Origin of the sequence: Nocardioides sp. CPCC 205120 (assembly GCF_048654585.1) — a bacterium.
Lineage (GTDB): Bacteria > Actinomycetota > Actinomycetes > Propionibacteriales > Nocardioidaceae > Nocardioides.
Window position 1 is genome coordinate 1,149,123 of sequence record NZ_JBMCYY010000001.1, and the last position, 14,239, is coordinate 1,163,361.

14 protein-coding genes are annotated in these 14,239 nt (G+C 74.7%); 7 read left to right on the forward strand and 7 right to left on the reverse strand.

The genetic code is table 11. From position 1 onward, the window contains the following. Positions 1-159 precede the first annotated feature (159 nt). Positions 160-2,346: an RNA degradosome polyphosphate kinase gene (locus tag ACOACO_RS05350; protein ID WP_420295207.1), complete on the reverse strand. Its 2,187-nt coding sequence runs from the start codon at positions 2,344-2,346 to the stop codon at positions 160-162. Positions 2,347-2,485: 139 nt separating this feature from the next. Between ACOACO_RS05350 and ACOACO_RS05355 the strand changes: the two genes are divergently transcribed. Beyond that, on the forward strand, positions 2,486-3,595 hold the full coding sequence (locus tag ACOACO_RS05355; RefSeq protein ID WP_420295208.1) for an alpha/beta hydrolase: 1,110 nt from the start codon (positions 2,486-2,488) through the stop codon (positions 3,593-3,595). A gap of 22 nt (positions 3,596-3,617) precedes the next feature. Then, the gene (locus tag ACOACO_RS05360; RefSeq protein ID WP_420295209.1) at positions 3,618-4,271 is read left to right on the forward strand and encodes a GDSL-type esterase/lipase family protein; all 654 of its coding nucleotides are present in this window, start codon (positions 3,618-3,620) and stop codon (positions 4,269-4,271) included. 9 nt (positions 4,272-4,280) lie between these two features. Here the strand turns inward: ACOACO_RS05360 and mshD are convergent, their stop codons facing one another. Further along, positions 4,281-5,270, reverse strand: coding sequence for a mycothiol synthase (gene mshD, locus ACOACO_RS05365; protein ID WP_420295210.1), 990 nt, complete (start codon positions 5,268-5,270; stop codon positions 4,281-4,283). A gap of 111 nt (positions 5,271-5,381) precedes the next feature. Further along, positions 5,382-6,110 carry a response regulator transcription factor gene (locus ACOACO_RS05370; RefSeq protein WP_420295211.1) on the reverse strand — a complete coding sequence of 243 codons (729 nt, stop codon included), beginning with the start codon at positions 6,108-6,110 and terminating at the stop codon, positions 5,382-5,384. A gap of 91 nt (positions 6,111-6,201) precedes the next feature. Between ACOACO_RS05370 and ACOACO_RS05375 the strand changes: the two genes are divergently transcribed. Beyond that, on the forward strand, positions 6,202-6,495 hold the full coding sequence (locus ACOACO_RS05375; protein WP_420296302.1) for a MoaD/ThiS family protein: 294 nt from the start codon (positions 6,202-6,204) through the stop codon (positions 6,493-6,495). 41 nt (positions 6,496-6,536) lie between these two features. Here the strand turns inward: ACOACO_RS05375 and radA are convergent, their stop codons facing one another. After that, positions 6,537-7,937, reverse strand: a complete 1,401-nt coding sequence (gene radA, locus ACOACO_RS05380) for a DNA repair protein RadA (RefSeq protein ID WP_420295212.1) — start codon at positions 7,935-7,937, stop codon at positions 6,537-6,539. Positions 7,938-8,060: 123 nt separating this feature from the next. On the opposite strand from radA, the gene ACOACO_RS05385 reads away from it, so the two are divergent. Further along, a complete protein-coding gene (locus ACOACO_RS05385) occupies positions 8,061-9,101 on the forward strand; it encodes a LacI family DNA-binding transcriptional regulator (protein WP_420295213.1) in 1,041 nt (346 codons plus the stop codon). A gap of 43 nt (positions 9,102-9,144) precedes the next feature. Here the strand turns inward: ACOACO_RS05385 and ACOACO_RS05390 are convergent, their stop codons facing one another. From ACOACO_RS05390 to ACOACO_RS05400, 3 genes are all read right to left on the reverse strand, one after another. Next, on the reverse strand, positions 9,145-9,876 hold the full coding sequence (locus ACOACO_RS05390) for a class I SAM-dependent methyltransferase (RefSeq protein WP_420295214.1): 732 nt from the start codon (positions 9,874-9,876) through the stop codon (positions 9,145-9,147). Positions 9,877-9,907: 31 nt separating this feature from the next. After that, positions 9,908-10,546: a VOC family protein gene (locus tag ACOACO_RS05395; RefSeq protein ID WP_277500540.1), complete on the reverse strand. Its 639-nt coding sequence runs from the start codon at positions 10,544-10,546 to the stop codon at positions 9,908-9,910. A gap of 97 nt (positions 10,547-10,643) precedes the next feature. After that, on the reverse strand, positions 10,644-11,441 hold the full coding sequence (locus tag ACOACO_RS05400; RefSeq protein ID WP_420295215.1) for a hypothetical protein: 798 nt from the start codon (positions 11,439-11,441) through the stop codon (positions 10,644-10,646). 50 nt (positions 11,442-11,491) lie between these two features. Here ACOACO_RS05400 and ACOACO_RS05405 point away from each other — a divergent pair, with 50 nt between their 5' ends. From ACOACO_RS05405 to ACOACO_RS05415, 3 genes are read left to right on the forward strand one after another with little or no spacing between them, the layout of a single operon-like run. Continuing rightward, positions 11,492-12,427: a Ppx/GppA family phosphatase gene (locus ACOACO_RS05405; RefSeq protein WP_420295216.1), complete on the forward strand. Its 936-nt coding sequence runs from the start codon at positions 11,492-11,494 to the stop codon at positions 12,425-12,427. 10 nt (positions 12,428-12,437) lie between these two features. Then, positions 12,438-13,235: a sugar phosphate isomerase/epimerase family protein gene (locus ACOACO_RS05410; RefSeq protein WP_420295217.1), complete on the forward strand. Its 798-nt coding sequence runs from the start codon at positions 12,438-12,440 to the stop codon at positions 13,233-13,235. Between the two features lie 55 nt (positions 13,236-13,290). Beyond that, positions 13,291-14,226, forward strand: a complete 936-nt coding sequence (locus ACOACO_RS05415; RefSeq protein WP_420295218.1) for a proline dehydrogenase family protein — start codon at positions 13,291-13,293, stop codon at positions 14,224-14,226. The last annotated feature ends 13 nt before the right edge of the window (positions 14,227-14,239 follow it).

Sequence of the window (14,239 nt, forward strand, 5' to 3'; positions counted from 1 at the left end):
TTCTCCTGCAGGACGGAACCAGGCCGCCTCATGCTAGGGGTTCGTCACTTGCCGGACACAAACCCGGGCGCACGTGACGTCGCGGACGCCCGCCCGGTCGGGCGGCGCACCGGGCCGAGGACCACCTCCGGCGGGTACGGCGGACCGCACCCGCCGCGGTCAGCCGCGGCGTTGGCGGCGCTGCTGCTCGATGAGCGTCTCCTGCAGGTGGCGTTCACCGCGGTGCCGGGTCCACGACCCGTCGGACTCGAGGTGCCAGGCGTCGGTCGCCTCGTCGAACGCCAGGTCGAGCAGGGCGGCCACCTTCGCGCCCTGCGCCTCGGGCAGCCGCACCATCACCTCGACGCGGCGGTCGAGGTTGCGGTGCATCATGTCGGCCGAGCCGATCCAGGCGGTGGGGGTGCCGCCGCCGGCGAACCAGGCGACGCGGCTGTGCTCGAGGAAGCGGCCCAGAACCGAGCGGACGTGGATGGACTCCGAGAGGCCGGGCACGCCCGGGCGCAGCGCGGAGATGCCGCGCACCAGCAGCTCGATCCGCACACCGGCCTGCGAGGCCAGGTAGAGCGCGTCGATGATCGCCTCGTCGACCACCGAGTTCGCCTTGATGCGGATGTGCGCCGGGCGCCCCGCCTCGTGGTGGGCGATCTCGGCGTGGATGGCGTCGACCAGGCCGGTGCGGACCCCGTCCGGGGCGACGAGCAGCTCGTCGTACGACGCGTTGCGGGAGAAGCCCGACAGGTTGTTGAACAGGTGGGCGACGTCCTCGCCGATGCGCGGGTCGGCGGTGAGCAGGCCGAGGTCCTCGTAGAGGCGGGCGGTCTTCGGGTTGTAGTTGCCCGTGCCGATGTGGGTGTAGCGGCGGATGCCGTCGGGCTCGTCGCGCACCACGAGCGAGAGCTTGCAGTGGGTCTTGAGGCCGACGAGGCCGTAGACGACGTGGCAGCCGGCGTGCTCCAGCTTGCGGGCCCAGCGGATGTTGTTGGTCTCGTCGAAGCGGGCCTTGATCTCGACGATCACCAGCACCTGCTTGCCGGCCTCGGCGGCGTCGACGAGGGCGTCGATGATCGGCGAGTCGCCCGAGGTGCGGTAGAGCGTCTGCTTGATCGCCAGCACGTGCGGGTCGGCGGCCGCCTGCTCGAGGAAGCGCTGCACCGAGGTGGCGAACGAGTCGTAGGGGTGGTGCAGCAGCACGTCGTGGCGGCGCACCGCCTTGAACACGTCGACGGGCGAGCTCGACTCGACCTCCGCGAGCAGCGGGTGGGTCGAGGGCACGAACGCGCGGAACTTCAGGTCCTCGCGGTCGAGGTCTGCGATGTCGTTGAGGCCGCGCAGGTCGAGCGGGCCCGAGAGGCGGAAGACCTCCTCGTCGCGCACGCCGAGCTCGGAGGTGAGCAGCTCGAGCACCTTGGGGTCGATGGACTCCTCGACCTCGAGGCGTACGGCGGGCCCGAACCGGCGCCGCAGCAGCTCCTTCTCGAGCGCCTGGAGGAGGTTCTCGGCGTCGTCCTCCTCGACCTCCAGGTCCTCGTTGCGGGTGACGCGGAACGTGTGGACGCCCAGCACCTCCATGCCGGGGAACAGCCGCTTGAGGTGCTCGCGGATGACGTCCTCCAGCGGCACGAACCGCTGGTTGCCCACCGCCACGAAGCGGTCGAAGATCGGCGGCACCTTGACGCGGGCGAACTGCTCCTTGCCCGTCTTGGGGTTGCGCACCAGGACCGCGAGGTTGAGCGAGAGGCCCGAGATGTAGGGGAACGGGTGGGCCGGGTCGACGGCCAGCGGCGTCAGCACCGGGAAGACGCGGTCGCGGAAGAGGCGCTTGCAGTGCTTCTGCTCGTCGCGGTCGAGGTCCTCCCAGCGCACCAGCTGGATGCCCTCGAGCTCGAGGGCGGGCACGATGTCGTCGCGGAAGACGCGGGCGTGGCGGTCCATCAGCTCGCGCGTGGTCGACCAGATCTCGCGCAGCACCTCGCGCGGCAGCAGGCCGGAGGCGGCGCGCACGGCGACGCCGGCCGCGATCCGGCGCTTGAGGCCGGCCACGCGCACCATGAAGAACTCGTCCAGGTTGCTCGCGAAGATGGCGAGGAAGCGGGTGCGCTCCAGCAGCGGCAGCGTCGGGTCCTCCGCCAGCTCGAGCACACGCTGGTTGAACTTGAGCCACGACACCTCGCGGTCGAGGAACCGGTCGCCGTGCTTCTCGACCGCGGCCAGCGCCTCGGGGTCGGGCACGTACGGCGGGTCGACGTCGAAGATGTCACCGCCGGCCGCCTGGAGGGCCGATTCCGGGGGGCCGTCGTCCAAGGAGCCCGAGACGTGAGCGGCGAGGGTGGACGGGTCGGTGCTCATGCGCGCCATCCTCCCACCCGACGGTGAACGAGCGGTGACCGCGAGCGCAGCGGGACGGCAGCCCGCGCGACGGGCACCCGGAGGGTCTCGTCCCGTGGAACCGCTGGCAGCGGGCGAACCGATGGGTAACCTGGCGCGCGTGCCCGCCGACACCCGCCTGACGCACGCAGCGACCCGCCTCAAGCGCGCCTCCCTGCGAGGAGTGCTCTCCCTCCCCGAGCCGGCCAAGCGCCGGCTCGCGGGCGCGCCCGTCGACCTCGACGGCCTGCGTCTCGACCTCGACACCCAGCTCGTGCTGCGCCTGGCCCACCTCACCCGCGAGCCCGTCATCGAGACCCTGCCCGTGGCGAAGGCCCGGCGGGCGCTCCTCGCCCAGTCGGTGCTCGCGGGCGGCGAGCAGCCGATCGGCGACGTGCTGTCGTGCCGGGTGGCGGGGCTGCCCGGTCGCCTCTACGTGCCGCGGGGCCGGCTGGTGAAGGACGGCGGGGGCGGTGACCCGCTGCTGGTCTTCCTCCACGGGGGCGGCTGGCTGTACGGCGACCTCGACAGCCACGACGCGCTGTGCCGCTTCCTCGCGGAGCAGGCCGGCGTCCGGGTGCTGTCGGTGGCCTACCGGCTCGCGCCGGAGCACCCGTTCCCCGCGGCCTACGACGACGCGCTCGCGGCGTACCGCTGGGTGGTCGAGAACGCCGGCTGGCTGGGGGCCGACGTCGACCGCCTCGCGGTCGGCGGCGACTCGGCGGGCGGCAACCTCGCCGCGACGGTCGCGATCGCCGCGGCCCGCGAGGGCCTCCCGCTGTCGTTCCAGCTGCTCGTCTACCCGGCGACCGACATGACGCGCTCCAGCGAGAGCCACCGGCTCTTCTCCCGCGGCTTCTTCCTCACCGCCGAGTTCATGGACGGGGTCGCGGAGGGCTACCTCCCCGAGGTCCACGACCGCGTCGACCCCACGGCCTCGCCGCTGTTCGCGGAGCTGCCCGACGGGCTGGCCCCGGCGTACCTGTGCACGGCCGGCTTCGACCCGCTGCGCGACGAGGGCGAGGCCTACGCCCGCAAGCTCGAGGCCGCCGGCGTCCCGGTCGTGCAGCGCCGCTTCGACGGCCTCATCCACGGCTTCGCCAACTGGGTCGCCCTCGGCGCCGCCAACCACGCCGCCCTCGTCGAGGTCGCGGCCGCCCTGCGCGCCGGCCTCGGCGTCGACGCCGAGACCGCGGGCGGCACCGCGACAGCGGGTACGGCGGGGGGCTGACCCCGTGGCGCGGGGGAGCGGGGTGCCCTGGCGACGGATCGGCGCCGGACTGGTGGTGGCCGGCGTCGCGACGGGCGTCGTCGCGCACGAGGCCACCCGCGTCGAGGCCAGCAGCAACGGCGTGCCCACCGTCTTCATCGGCGACTCCATCACCGCGGCCGACACCCCCGGCGCCACGGACCTGCCGGGCCCGCGGTCGTGGACGCGGTACGTCGTGACCGACGACCGCACGCCGTGGCGCTACGTCGCCAACACGGCCGTCGCGGGCGAGACGCTCGGCGAGATGGCGGCCCGCTTCGAGCGCGACGTGCTCGCCCGGGGCCCGGAGGCCGTCGTCATCATGGGCGGCACCAACGACGTGCGCCTCGGTCTCCCCGTCGCGGACTCGCTCGACGCGCTGCGCGCGATGGTGGAGTCGGCCCGTGGGGCCGGCGCCGAGGTCTGGATCGTGTCGCCCCCACCGCTCGACCTGCCCCGCTGGGGCGACGTCGGCCCGCTCATCGAGGCCGAGCGCGACCTGGCCGAGGAGCTCGACGTGCCGTTCGTCGAGGTGGTGCCCGAGGTCGGCGCGGGCGACGACCGGTGGGCCTCGCCCGGCCTCACGACCGACGGGGCGCACCCGACCGAGCGGGGCGCCGAGGCCATCGCCGCGGCCGTGCTCGCCCAGGTCGACTGACGGGGGCGGTCAGCCCCGCGCGTACTGCACGTGGCTCGCGGCGACCGTGAAGCCCAGCCCGGCGTAGACCGCGCGCGCCGGGTGGTTGTCGCCCTCGACGTACAGCTCGACGACGCGCGGGCGCCGGGCCTCGAGGTGGTGCAGGCCGGCGAGCGTGAGGAGCTTGCCGAGGCCCCGGCCCTGCGCCTGCGGCGCGACGCCCACGACGTAGACCTCACCGACCGGCCCGGAGCCCTCGGAGGGCGTCGTCTTCGTCCAGTGGAACCCCAGCATCGCGCCGGTCTCGACGTCCTCGGCGACGAGGAGCCCCGCCGGGTCGAACCAGTCCTGCGCCATCCGCTCGGCGAGGTCGCGCGCGTCCATCGCGCCCTGCTCCGGGTGGTGGGCGAACGCCGCCGCGTTGACGGCCAGCAGGTCGGCCTCGTCGCTCGGGCGGTACGCGCGGATCTCGACGTCGCCGCGCTCCGGCAGGGCGGGCAGGCCCCCGGGCTCGCGCTCCATCACGAGCAGTTCGCGCACGCGGTCGAAGCCGAGCCGCTCCGCGAGGTGCGCCGCCCGCGGGCTGTCGACGTGGGACCAGGCGACCACGCGGGCGTCGTCCGCGAGCGCGTCGACGGACGTGCGCGCCAGGGCGGCGCCCACGCCGTACCCCTGCTCCTCGGGTGTCACGGCGAGCGTCAGGTCGTGCTCGGCGCCGGTGCGGCGCAGCAGGGCGACGCCGACGGGACGGGGGTCGCCGCCCGGGTGCGGCTCCTCGGCCAGCCAGAGCCGGGCGCCCTCGAGGCCGCGGTGCTCGAGGTGGCGGCGGCCGGCCTCGTCGAGCGCCGGGGCGCCCAGCGTGCGGGCGACGGCTCCGTCGACGGCGTCGACCGCGGTCCGGGCGGGCCCGTCGAGCGCCGTCACCTCGCGGAGCACGACCGGTCCGGTGCGCCCCTGCAGCCGGCGCGCGCCCTCGTCCGTCCCGCCGTCGCCCCCGCCATCAGCCCGCTCGTCCGCCATGGCCCCGACCCTACGGCGGGACGCAGCACGGCCCCGGGCGGACCCGGGGCCGTGCTGGTGGTGGTGCTGTGGGACGTGGTGGTGCTGGTGCGCCGCGCTCGCGGGGACCGCTCAGGCGTCGACGCCGGCGTCGGCCGTCACGGTCGCCTCGGACCGGTCCTTGGACGGCAGCACGAAGCGGTAGCCGACGTTGCGGACGGTGCCGATGAGCGTCTCGTGCTCGGGGCCGAGCTTGGCGCGCAGGCGACGCACGTGCACGTCGACGGTGCGGGTGCCGCCGAAGTAGTCGTAGCCCCACACCTCCTGCAGCAGCTGCTGGCGGCTGAACACGCGGCCCGGGTGCTGGGCCAGGAACTTCAGGAGCTCGAACTCCTTGAAGGTCAGGTCGAGCGGGCGGCCGCCGAGCTTCGCGGTGTACGTCGCGTCGTCCACGACGACCTCGCCGCTGCGGATGACGTGGGACTCGGGGTCGTCCGCCTGGCGCTGCGCGGTGAGCCGGCCGATCGCGAGGCGGATGCGGGCCTCGAGCTCGGCGGGGCCGCAGGTGTGGAGGACGACGTCGTCCATGCCCCAGTCGGCGGCGACGACGGCCAGGCCGCCCTCGGTGACGACGAGGAGGACGGGGACGTCGGCCCCGGTGGTGCGGATGAGGCGGCAGAGGTCACGCGCGTGGGCGAGCTCCTGGCGGCCGTCGACGAGGAGCAGGTCCGCGTCGGGGGCCTCGAGGAGCGCGCTTCCCTCGGCTGGGAGAATCTTGACGCTGTGGCCGAGCAGGGCCAGGCCGGGCAGGACCTCGACCGAGGGCTGCAGGGCGCTGGTGAGGAGCAGAAGAGCGCTCATGGTGGTCTCCTCCCGAAGGGGTGGGGACCGAAACACGTCGTTGAGTCTCGGCCTGCACAAGTGAACGGGAGAATACAGAAACATGGTCGACATGCCACCGGCATCACCGCGAAGTGAGACGCAGGTCATCGAGGCCCGTTACTGGGCGGCGGCGAAACAGGCTGCCGGCGTGGAGGCCGACCAGGTGCCCGTCGAGGGCCCCGTCACCCTCGCCGACCTGCAGCAACGCGTGCTCGGTCTGCACCCCGGCGCGCGGCTCGGCGACGTGCTCGCCGTCTGCTCCGTGCTCGTGGACGACCGGCCCGTCAGCTCGGAGGACCCGGGCGACGTCGTCGTCAGCCCGGGCTCGGTCGTGCAGTTCCTCCCGCCCTTCGCCGGGGGCTGATCGCGACCCCGGGGTACGACGGGGTCCCCGGCGCCGGGGGCTCAGCCGTTCACGAGCCCCAGCAGGCGCAGGGCGGAGCGGACGTCGTCGACGTCGACGACCTTCATGCCGTCGACCGTCCACGACTCCGGCGAGCGACCGCCGGACTTGCGGTGGGGCACGACGGCGAGGCGGAAGCCGAGCCGGGCGGCCTCGCCGAGGCGCTGGTCGAGGTCGCGCACGCGCCGCAGCTCGCCCGCCAGGCCGATCTCGCCCATGGCGACGACGCCGAGCGGAGCCGCCTTGCCCTGGCTGGCCGACGCCAGCGCGACGGCCAGCGCCAGGTCGCTCGCCGGCTCGTGCAGGCGCGCGCCGCCGACGGTGGAGGCGAACACGTCCATCTGGTGCAGCCGGATGCCGCAGTGCTGCGCCAGGACCGCCAGCACCATCGCGACCCGGGAGCCGTCGAGGCCCGACGTCGTGCGGCGCGGGCGCTCGGCCGGGGTCGGGGTGACCAGTGCCTGCACCTCGGCCAGCAGGGGCCGGCGCCCCTCGAGCGTCACGGCCACGCAGGTGCCGGGCACCTGGCGCTCGTGGTGCTCGACGAAGAGACCCGTCGGGTCCGACACCGCGGTGATGCCGTCGCTGCCCAGCTCGAAGCAGCCCACCTCGTCGACCGGGCCGAACCGGTTCTTCATCGCCCGCACCATGCGCAGCCGCGAGTCGCGGTCGCCCTCGAAGTGCAGCACCACGTCGACCAGGTGCTCCAGCACCCGGGGGCCGGCGATGGAGCCGTCCTTCGTCACGTGGCCCACGAGCACCGTCGTGATGCCCCGCGTCTTGGCCATGCGGATGAGCGCGGCCGCGACCTCCTTGACCTGGGTGACGCCGCCGGGCACGCCGTCGACGCCGGGAGCGCTGATCGTCTGCACCGAGTCGACCACCAGCAGGGCGGGCTGCACGGCGTCCACGTGGCCGAGCACGGCGCCCAGGTCGGTCTCGGCCGCCAGGTAGAGCTCGTCGGTGATGCTGTGCGTGCGGTCGGCGCGCAGGCGCACCTGCGAGGCCGACTCCTCGCCCGAGACGTAGAGCGTGCGCGTGCGGCGCCGGGCGGTCTGGGCCGCCACCTCCAGCAGCAGCGTCGACTTGCCGACGCCGGGCTCGCCGGCGAGCAGCAGCGCGGCGCCCGGCACGAGGCCGCCGCCGAGCACGCGGTCGAGCTCGGGCACCCCGCTCGTGCGGAACGTGGCCGTGTCGGTGCGGACCTGGCCGATGGGCACCGCGGGCGCCGTGACGGGGCCGGCGGCGGCCGCCGCGGACGTCGTCGCCGAGGCCACCTCCACGACCGTGCCCCAGGCCTGGCACTCGCCGCAGCGACCCACCCACTTCGCGGTCTCCCAGCCGCACTCGCTGCACCGGTGGACCGGGCGGGAGCGGGCGGGACGGGAGGCGGGTCGGCTCATGGACGGCACCGTAGAGGAGCCCGCCGACAGTGCGGGTCGGCGTACCCGTGCGAGGTGTTGACGGCCCTCCCCGCGCCGCCCGATGATGCTCGACGCACAGCTTGGATCGATCAAGGGAGACGGATGGGCCGCGACCCCCACCGGGCGGCGGACGGCCCGACGGGTCCGCCGACCCTGGCCGACGTGGCCGCGCTCGCCGGGGTCTCCCGCCAGACGGTCTCCAACGCGCTCAACAACCCCGCCCTGCTGCGCGCCGACACCCTCGAGCGGGTGCGCGACGCCGTCGACACCCTCGGCTACACGCCCAACCGTGCCGCGCGGAACCTGCGCACGAAGGCGTCGCGGCTCATCGGCCTGCGGCTCACGCCCTTCGCCGAGGAGACGGCGAACGCGACGGTCGACCGGTTCGTGCACTCGCTGGTGCAGGCCTCGCGGGAGGCCGGCTACCACGTGCTCCTCTTCGACGGCGACGACCCGAGCGACCCGGCGTCGGGGTACGACGAGCTGGTGCGCTCCACCGCGGTCGACGCGTTCGTCGTCACCGACACGTTCAAGGGCAACCCGCAGGCGTCCTACCTGGAGGACAGCCGCGTGCCGTTCGTGGCCTTCGGCCGCCCCTGGACGCCCGCGGCGCTGCACCCGTGGGTCGACGTCGACGGCGCGGCCGGCACCGCGGAGGCGACGGCGCACCTGCTCGCCCGCGGCCACCGCAAGGTGGCCTGGATCGGGTGGCGCAAGGAGTCCCCGATCGGCGAGGACCGGCGGGCCGGCTGGTCCCGCACCCTGCGCGGGCACGGCCTGTCCACCACGGGCCTCGCCTCCCGGGTGGAGGACACGGTGCGCAGCGGTCACGAGGCCGCCGGCGTGCTCCTCGACGAGGCGGCGCCCACCGCCTTCGTCTGCGCCTCCGACACGCTCGCCACCGGGGTGCTGCGCCAGCTGCACGAGCGCCGTCTCGTCGCCGGGCGCGACGTCGCGGTCGTGGGGTTCGACGACTCCCCGGTCGCCCAGCTGCTGCCGGGCGGGCTGACGTCCGTGCGCCAGCCGCTGGAGGAGGTCGCGGTGCAGGTCGTCGACCGGCTCGGCAAGCTGCTCGGCCACCGGGAGACCTTCGGCAGCGGGACGCTGCTGGCGCCGCACCTCGTGGTGCGCGGGTCGAGCTGAGCCCGGCCGCGGCGGGGAGTGCCGCCGTACCCGCGGGGACGGCTCAGAAGCGGCGCCACCACAGGTTGACGGCGTAGTCGACGCTCGTGCCCGCGTGCTCGGCCAGCACCGCCTCGGCGGTCACGGGGTCGAACTCGATGCGCACCACGGCCTCGAGGTCCTCACGGCGCTCGAACTCCCACGTCATGTCGAGCGGCTCGCGGCTCCACCCCTGCGCCGCCCAGAAGCGCTCCTGCACGTGCGGCGGGTCCACCTGCGGGTAGCCGCGGCGGAACCACGCCCCGAAGGTCGAGCGCGACCCGTCGTTGTCGATGACGAACGCCGTGCCGCCGCGCCGCACGACGCGGGCGAGCTCGCGCAGCCCCGGCTCGCAGCCGGGGCCGAAGAAGTAGGCCCAGCGGGCCTGCACCACGTCGACGAAGGCGTCGGGCAGGGGCACGGCCTGGGCGGTGCCCACGTGCACCTCGACGGTGGGGTGGGTGCGGGTACGCCGCCGCGCCAGCGCCGCGAGGGCCGGGTGCGGCTCGACGCCGACCACCCGGGCGGCCCCGGCGCCCGAGGCGTCGCCGTCGGCCCAGCGCGGGAGGTGGTAGCCGGTGCCGCAGCCGAGGTCGAGGAAGGTGCGGCCCGACCAGTCGGCGATGCCGCGCATGGCCCGCTCGATCACGCCCGCGCGGTCGACCGCGCGGTTCTCCAGCTCGTAGGTCGCCGTGTGCTCCCAGATGTTGGGGCTCGGGACGGTGCCGCGCGGGGCACCCGGGGGCAGCGTCGCCACGGGTCGGGGGCCGGGGAGGTCGGCGCGGTGCTCAGATGCGGACGATGCCGTCCGGGGTGCGGACCTGCACGGCCAGCACGCCGGGGGTGCCGTGCGGGGCCACCCACTCGACGGTGATGTCCTCGAGCGGCTCCTCGACGGGCTCGCCCAGCCACTCGCTCACGCGGTGCGGGTCGCCCGCGATCTCCAGGCACTCGAGCGAGTACGACGGGTCCGCGCCCGCGCCGGGGTGCAGCTCGCGCGGCGACTCCCAGTGGACGAAGAACGGCAGCTGCGGGTCGGCGATGAGCCCGTTGACGCCCAGCTGCTGCCAGACCAGCTCGGTGCCGTCGGGGCGGTGGCGGCTGCCCTTGACCGCGGACCGGCCCAGGCGGCGCTCGACGCGCGAGAGGTCGCCGACGGCGACCACCCAGCCGAGCCAGCCGCCGCCGAGGGCGGAGCGGGCGCGCACGGCCTGGCCGAACGGCGCCTTGTCGGAGGCGGGGTGGTCGAGGACCTCGACGATCTCGATGTAGGTGTCGCCGGCGAGACCGAGGGTCATGTTGCGGGTGCCGAAGCGGGGGTGGACCCCGCCGTCGACGAACTCGCGTCCGATGAGCCCGCCGATGCGCTCGGCGGTGGCCGCCAGTCCGTCGGGTCCGGCGGCGTACGAGAGGTGGTCCAGGCGCATGGCCCGATTCTGTGGGTACCGGTCCGTCCCGCCGCACGCGGGGGTCGGGTCTCTCGACGTCGAGACGCCTACACGTCGTAGTAGGTGAGGGTGCGGGTCAGCGCGGGTCGGCGGGGTGGAGCGCCAGCACCGAGCGCGAGCGCACGTGGGCATCGCAGTGGCGCACGAGCTCGTCGTACCCCGCCTGCCCCATCAGCGCGACCAGCTCGGCGGCGCTCGTGCGGTAGAGCGGCTCGGGGGCGACGTGGGCGACGGGGTTGCCGGTGCAGTACCAGTCGAGGTCGTGCCCGCCCGGCCCCCAGCCGCGCCGGTCGTACTCGCCGATCGACACCTCGAGGTACGACGAGCCGTCCGGCCGCTCGACGTCGCGGTAGGTGCGGCGCAGGGGCAGCTGCCAGCACACGTCGGGCTTGGTCTCGAGCGGCTCGAGCCCCTCGTGCAGCGCCAGGGCGTGCAGCGCGCAGCCCTCGCCGCCGGGGAAGCCCGGGCGGTTGGCGAAGACGCAGGCCTCCTGGCCGTCGACCACCGAGGTGCGGGTCTTGCGGGCGCCCTCCTCGTCGGTGGTCACCCAGGCCTCGCGGGCCACGGAGCGCCCGGCCGGGCGCTGCTGCCACAGGTCGGCGTCGAGACGGGCCACGAAGGTGGCGACCCGCTCCTCGTCGTCCTCGTCGGAGAAGTGGGCGCCCAGCGTGCAGCAGCCGACGTCCGGCGACGTCGCGTAGATCCCGGCGCACCCGCGCCCGAAGATGCAGGTGTACGCCGAGGTCAGCCACGTCAGGTCGCAGCGGAAGACCTGGTCGGCGTCGTCCGGGTCGCCGAACTCGACCCACGCGCGCGGGAAGTCGAGCGGCACCTCGACGCCGCGGTCGGGGGACGCGGGGAGGGAGGAGGGCACCGGGGCAGCCTATGCCGCCGCCGTCGGGCCCCGGCGCTACCGTTGCGCCCATGAGGTTGGGAGTGCTCGACATCGGCTCGAACACGGGGCACCTGCTCGTGGTCGACGCCCACGGCGGGGCGGCGCCGCTGCCGGCGTACTCCTACAAGGAGCCGCTGCGCCTGGCCGAGCACCTGGACCCCACGGGCGCGGTGAGCCCGACGGGCATCGACGCGCTCGCCGACTTCACCCGCCAGGCGCAGGTCGTGGCGGAGGACAAGGGCTGCGAGGAGATGCTGGCGTTCGCCACTTCCGCGGTGCGCGACGCCACGAACTCCGACGCGGTGCTGGCCGAGGTCGCCGAGCGCACGGGCGTGCGGCTCTCGGTGCTCTCGGGCGCCGACGAGGCGCGACTGACCTTCCTGGCGGTGCGCCGCTGGTTCGGCTGGTCCGCGGGCCGCCTCGTCGTCTTCGACATCGGCGGCGGCTCGCTCGAGATCGCAGGCGGGGCGAACGAGGCGCCCGACGTCGCCTGGTCGCTGCCGCTCGGTGCTGCGCGGCTGTCGCGGGAGTTCTTCGCCCACGGCGCCCCCGACGACGACCACGTCCGCGCGCTGCGCAAGCGCATCCGCGCCGAGATCGCCCGCGACGCGGGCAACCTGCTGCGGGCCGGTACGCCGGACCGCGCCGCCGCCACGTCGAAGACGTTCCGCTCGCTCGCCCGGATCTGCGGTGCGCCCGGGTCGTCGGAGGGCCAGCTGGTGCCCCGGGTGCTGCCGGCCGGCGAGCTGGCGGAGTGGATCCCCAAGCTGATGCAGATGGACCACGAGGAGCTCGCGGCCCTGCCCGGGGTCTCCCCGAGCCGCACCCACCAGATCGTTCCCGGGGCGCTCGTCGCCGACGCGGTGATGGACATCTTCGGTCTCGACGGCCTCGAGGTCTGCCCGTGGGCGCTGCGCGAGGGCGTCATCCTCGAGCGCTTCGACCAGCTGAGCGTCCTCGGGTGAGGACGGGCTGATGGTCGTCGGGCTGTCGACCTCGTCGGTCTACCCGGAGTCGACGGCGCACGCGTTCGCGTACGCCGCCGACCTGGGCTACGACGCCGTCGAGGTGATGGTCGGCATCGACGCCCTCAGCCAGCAGGTCACGGCCGTGGAGCAGTTGGCCCAGCACCACGACGTCCCCGTCTGCGCGGTCCACGCCCCGTGCCTGCTGTTCACGCAGGCGGTCTGGGGCCTCGAGCCCTGGGGCAAGCTCGAGCGCTCGGCGGAGATGGCGAGGGCGCTCGGCGCGGACGTCGTCGTGGTGCACCCGCCGTTCCGCTGGCAGCGGGAGTACGCGCGGGACTTCGTCGACGGCATCGCTGCGCTCGAGGAGTCGAGCGGCATCGCGTTCGCGGTGGAGAACATGTACCCGTGGAAGGCGACGCCGCGGAAGGGCACGACGCGGGGCATGGAGGTCTACGCGCCGGGCTGGGACCCGTCGACGGAGAACTACGCGAACACCACCATCGACCTCTCCCACGCCGCCATCGCCGGGTCGGACCCGCTCGCCATGGCGCAGCGGCTCGGGTCGCGGCTGCGCCACCTGCACCTCACCGACGGCACGGGCTCGGCGAAGGACGAGCACCTCGTGCCCGGGCGCGGCGTGATGGGGGCGGCCGACCTGCTGCGCCACCTCGCGACGGAGGGCTTCGCGGGCCACGTGGTGCTCGAGATCAACACCCGCAAGGCCGCCGACCGCGCCGCGCGCGAGGCCGACCTGGCGGAGTCCCTCGCCTTCGCGCGCGAGCACCTGGCCGCCCGCGAGGTGTGAGCCCGGTCACGGACCGGTCGTCGGTGGCTGGAGCCGTCCGGGTAGCGTGACCGCCATGTCCGTGCTCCGCCGTCCGCTCCTCGCGCTCGCGCGCAGCGGTCGGGTCAAGGAGGCGCTGACCACCCTCCCGGTCGCCTCGTCGGTCGTGCGGGGCTACGTGCCGGGGGAGTCCACCGACGACGCGATCCGGGCCACGGCCCGCCTCCTCGACGACGGGCTCGCCGTCACGATCGACCACCTCGGCGAGGACACGCTCGACGCCGAGCAGGCCGAGGCGACCACCCGGGTCTACCTCCACCTGCTCGACCAGCTCGCCGCCCATGGGCTCGCCCGCCGGGCCGAGGTGTCGCTGAAGCTGAGCGCGGTGGGCCGGGCCCTGCCGGGCACGGGCACCGACCTCGCGCTCGAGAACGCGCACCGCGTCTGCGAGGCCGCCCGCGCCGTCGGCACCACGGTCACCCTCGACATGGAGGACCACACCGGCGTCGACGCCACCCTCACCATCCTGCGCGAGCTGCGCCGCGAGCACCCGGACACGGGCGCCGTGCTGCAGGCCTACCTGCGCCGTACCGAGGCCGACGCCCGCGACCTCGCCTACGAGGGCTCGCGGGTGCGCCTGTGCAAGGGCGCGTACGACGAGCCCTCCGGCGTCGCGTTCCAGACGCGCGAGGAGGTCGACCGCGCGTTCGTGCGGTGCCTGCGCATCCTCATGGCCGGCCAGGGCTACCCGATGGTCGCCACCCACGACCCCCGCCTCATCCGGGTCGCGGGCTCGCTCGCCAGCCGGCACGGGCGCCACCGGGGCACGTACGAGTTCCAGATGCTCTACGGCATCCGCCCCGAGGAGCAGCGCCGCCTGGCGGGCGACGGGGAGACGGTGCGGGTCTACGTGCCCTACGGCACCGACTGGTACGGCTACCTCACCCGCCGGCTCGCCGAGCGGCCGCAGAACCTGTCACTCTTCGTCACGTCGTTGATCTCGAAGAAGTGACGTCGGGCCCGCC

Excerpts from the sequence above, each read along its gene's own strand:
- ACOACO_RS05350 (WP_420295207.1), bottom strand. The coding sequence starts at position 2,346 with ATGAGCACCGACCCGTCCACCCTCGCCGCTCACGTCTCGGGCTCCTTG.
- ACOACO_RS05375 (WP_420296302.1), top strand. The coding sequence starts at position 6,202 with ATGCCACCGGCATCACCGCGAAGTGAGACGCAGGTCATCGAGGCCCGT.
- ACOACO_RS05385 (WP_420295213.1), top strand. The coding sequence starts at position 8,061 with ATGGGCCGCGACCCCCACCGGGCGGCGGACGGCCCGACGGGTCCGCCG.
- ACOACO_RS05405 (WP_420295216.1), top strand. The coding sequence starts at position 11,492 with ATGAGGTTGGGAGTGCTCGACATCGGCTCGAACACGGGGCACCTGCTC.
- ACOACO_RS05415 (WP_420295218.1), top strand. The coding sequence starts at position 13,291 with ATGTCCGTGCTCCGCCGTCCGCTCCTCGCGCTCGCGCGCAGCGGTCGG.
- mshD (WP_420295210.1), bottom strand. The coding sequence starts at position 5,270 with ATGGCGGACGAGCGGGCTGATGGCGGGGGCGACGGCGGGACGGACGAG.
- radA (WP_420295212.1), bottom strand. The coding sequence starts at position 7,937 with ATGAGCCGACCCGCCTCCCGTCCCGCCCGCTCCCGCCCGGTCCACCGG.
- ACOACO_RS05395 (WP_277500540.1), bottom strand. The coding sequence starts at position 10,546 with ATGCGCCTGGACCACCTCTCGTACGCCGCCGGACCCGACGGACTGGCG.
- ACOACO_RS05370 (WP_420295211.1), bottom strand. The coding sequence starts at position 6,110 with ATGAGCGCTCTTCTGCTCCTCACCAGCGCCCTGCAGCCCTCGGTCGAG.
- ACOACO_RS05410 (WP_420295217.1), top strand. The coding sequence starts at position 12,438 with ATGGTCGTCGGGCTGTCGACCTCGTCGGTCTACCCGGAGTCGACGGCG.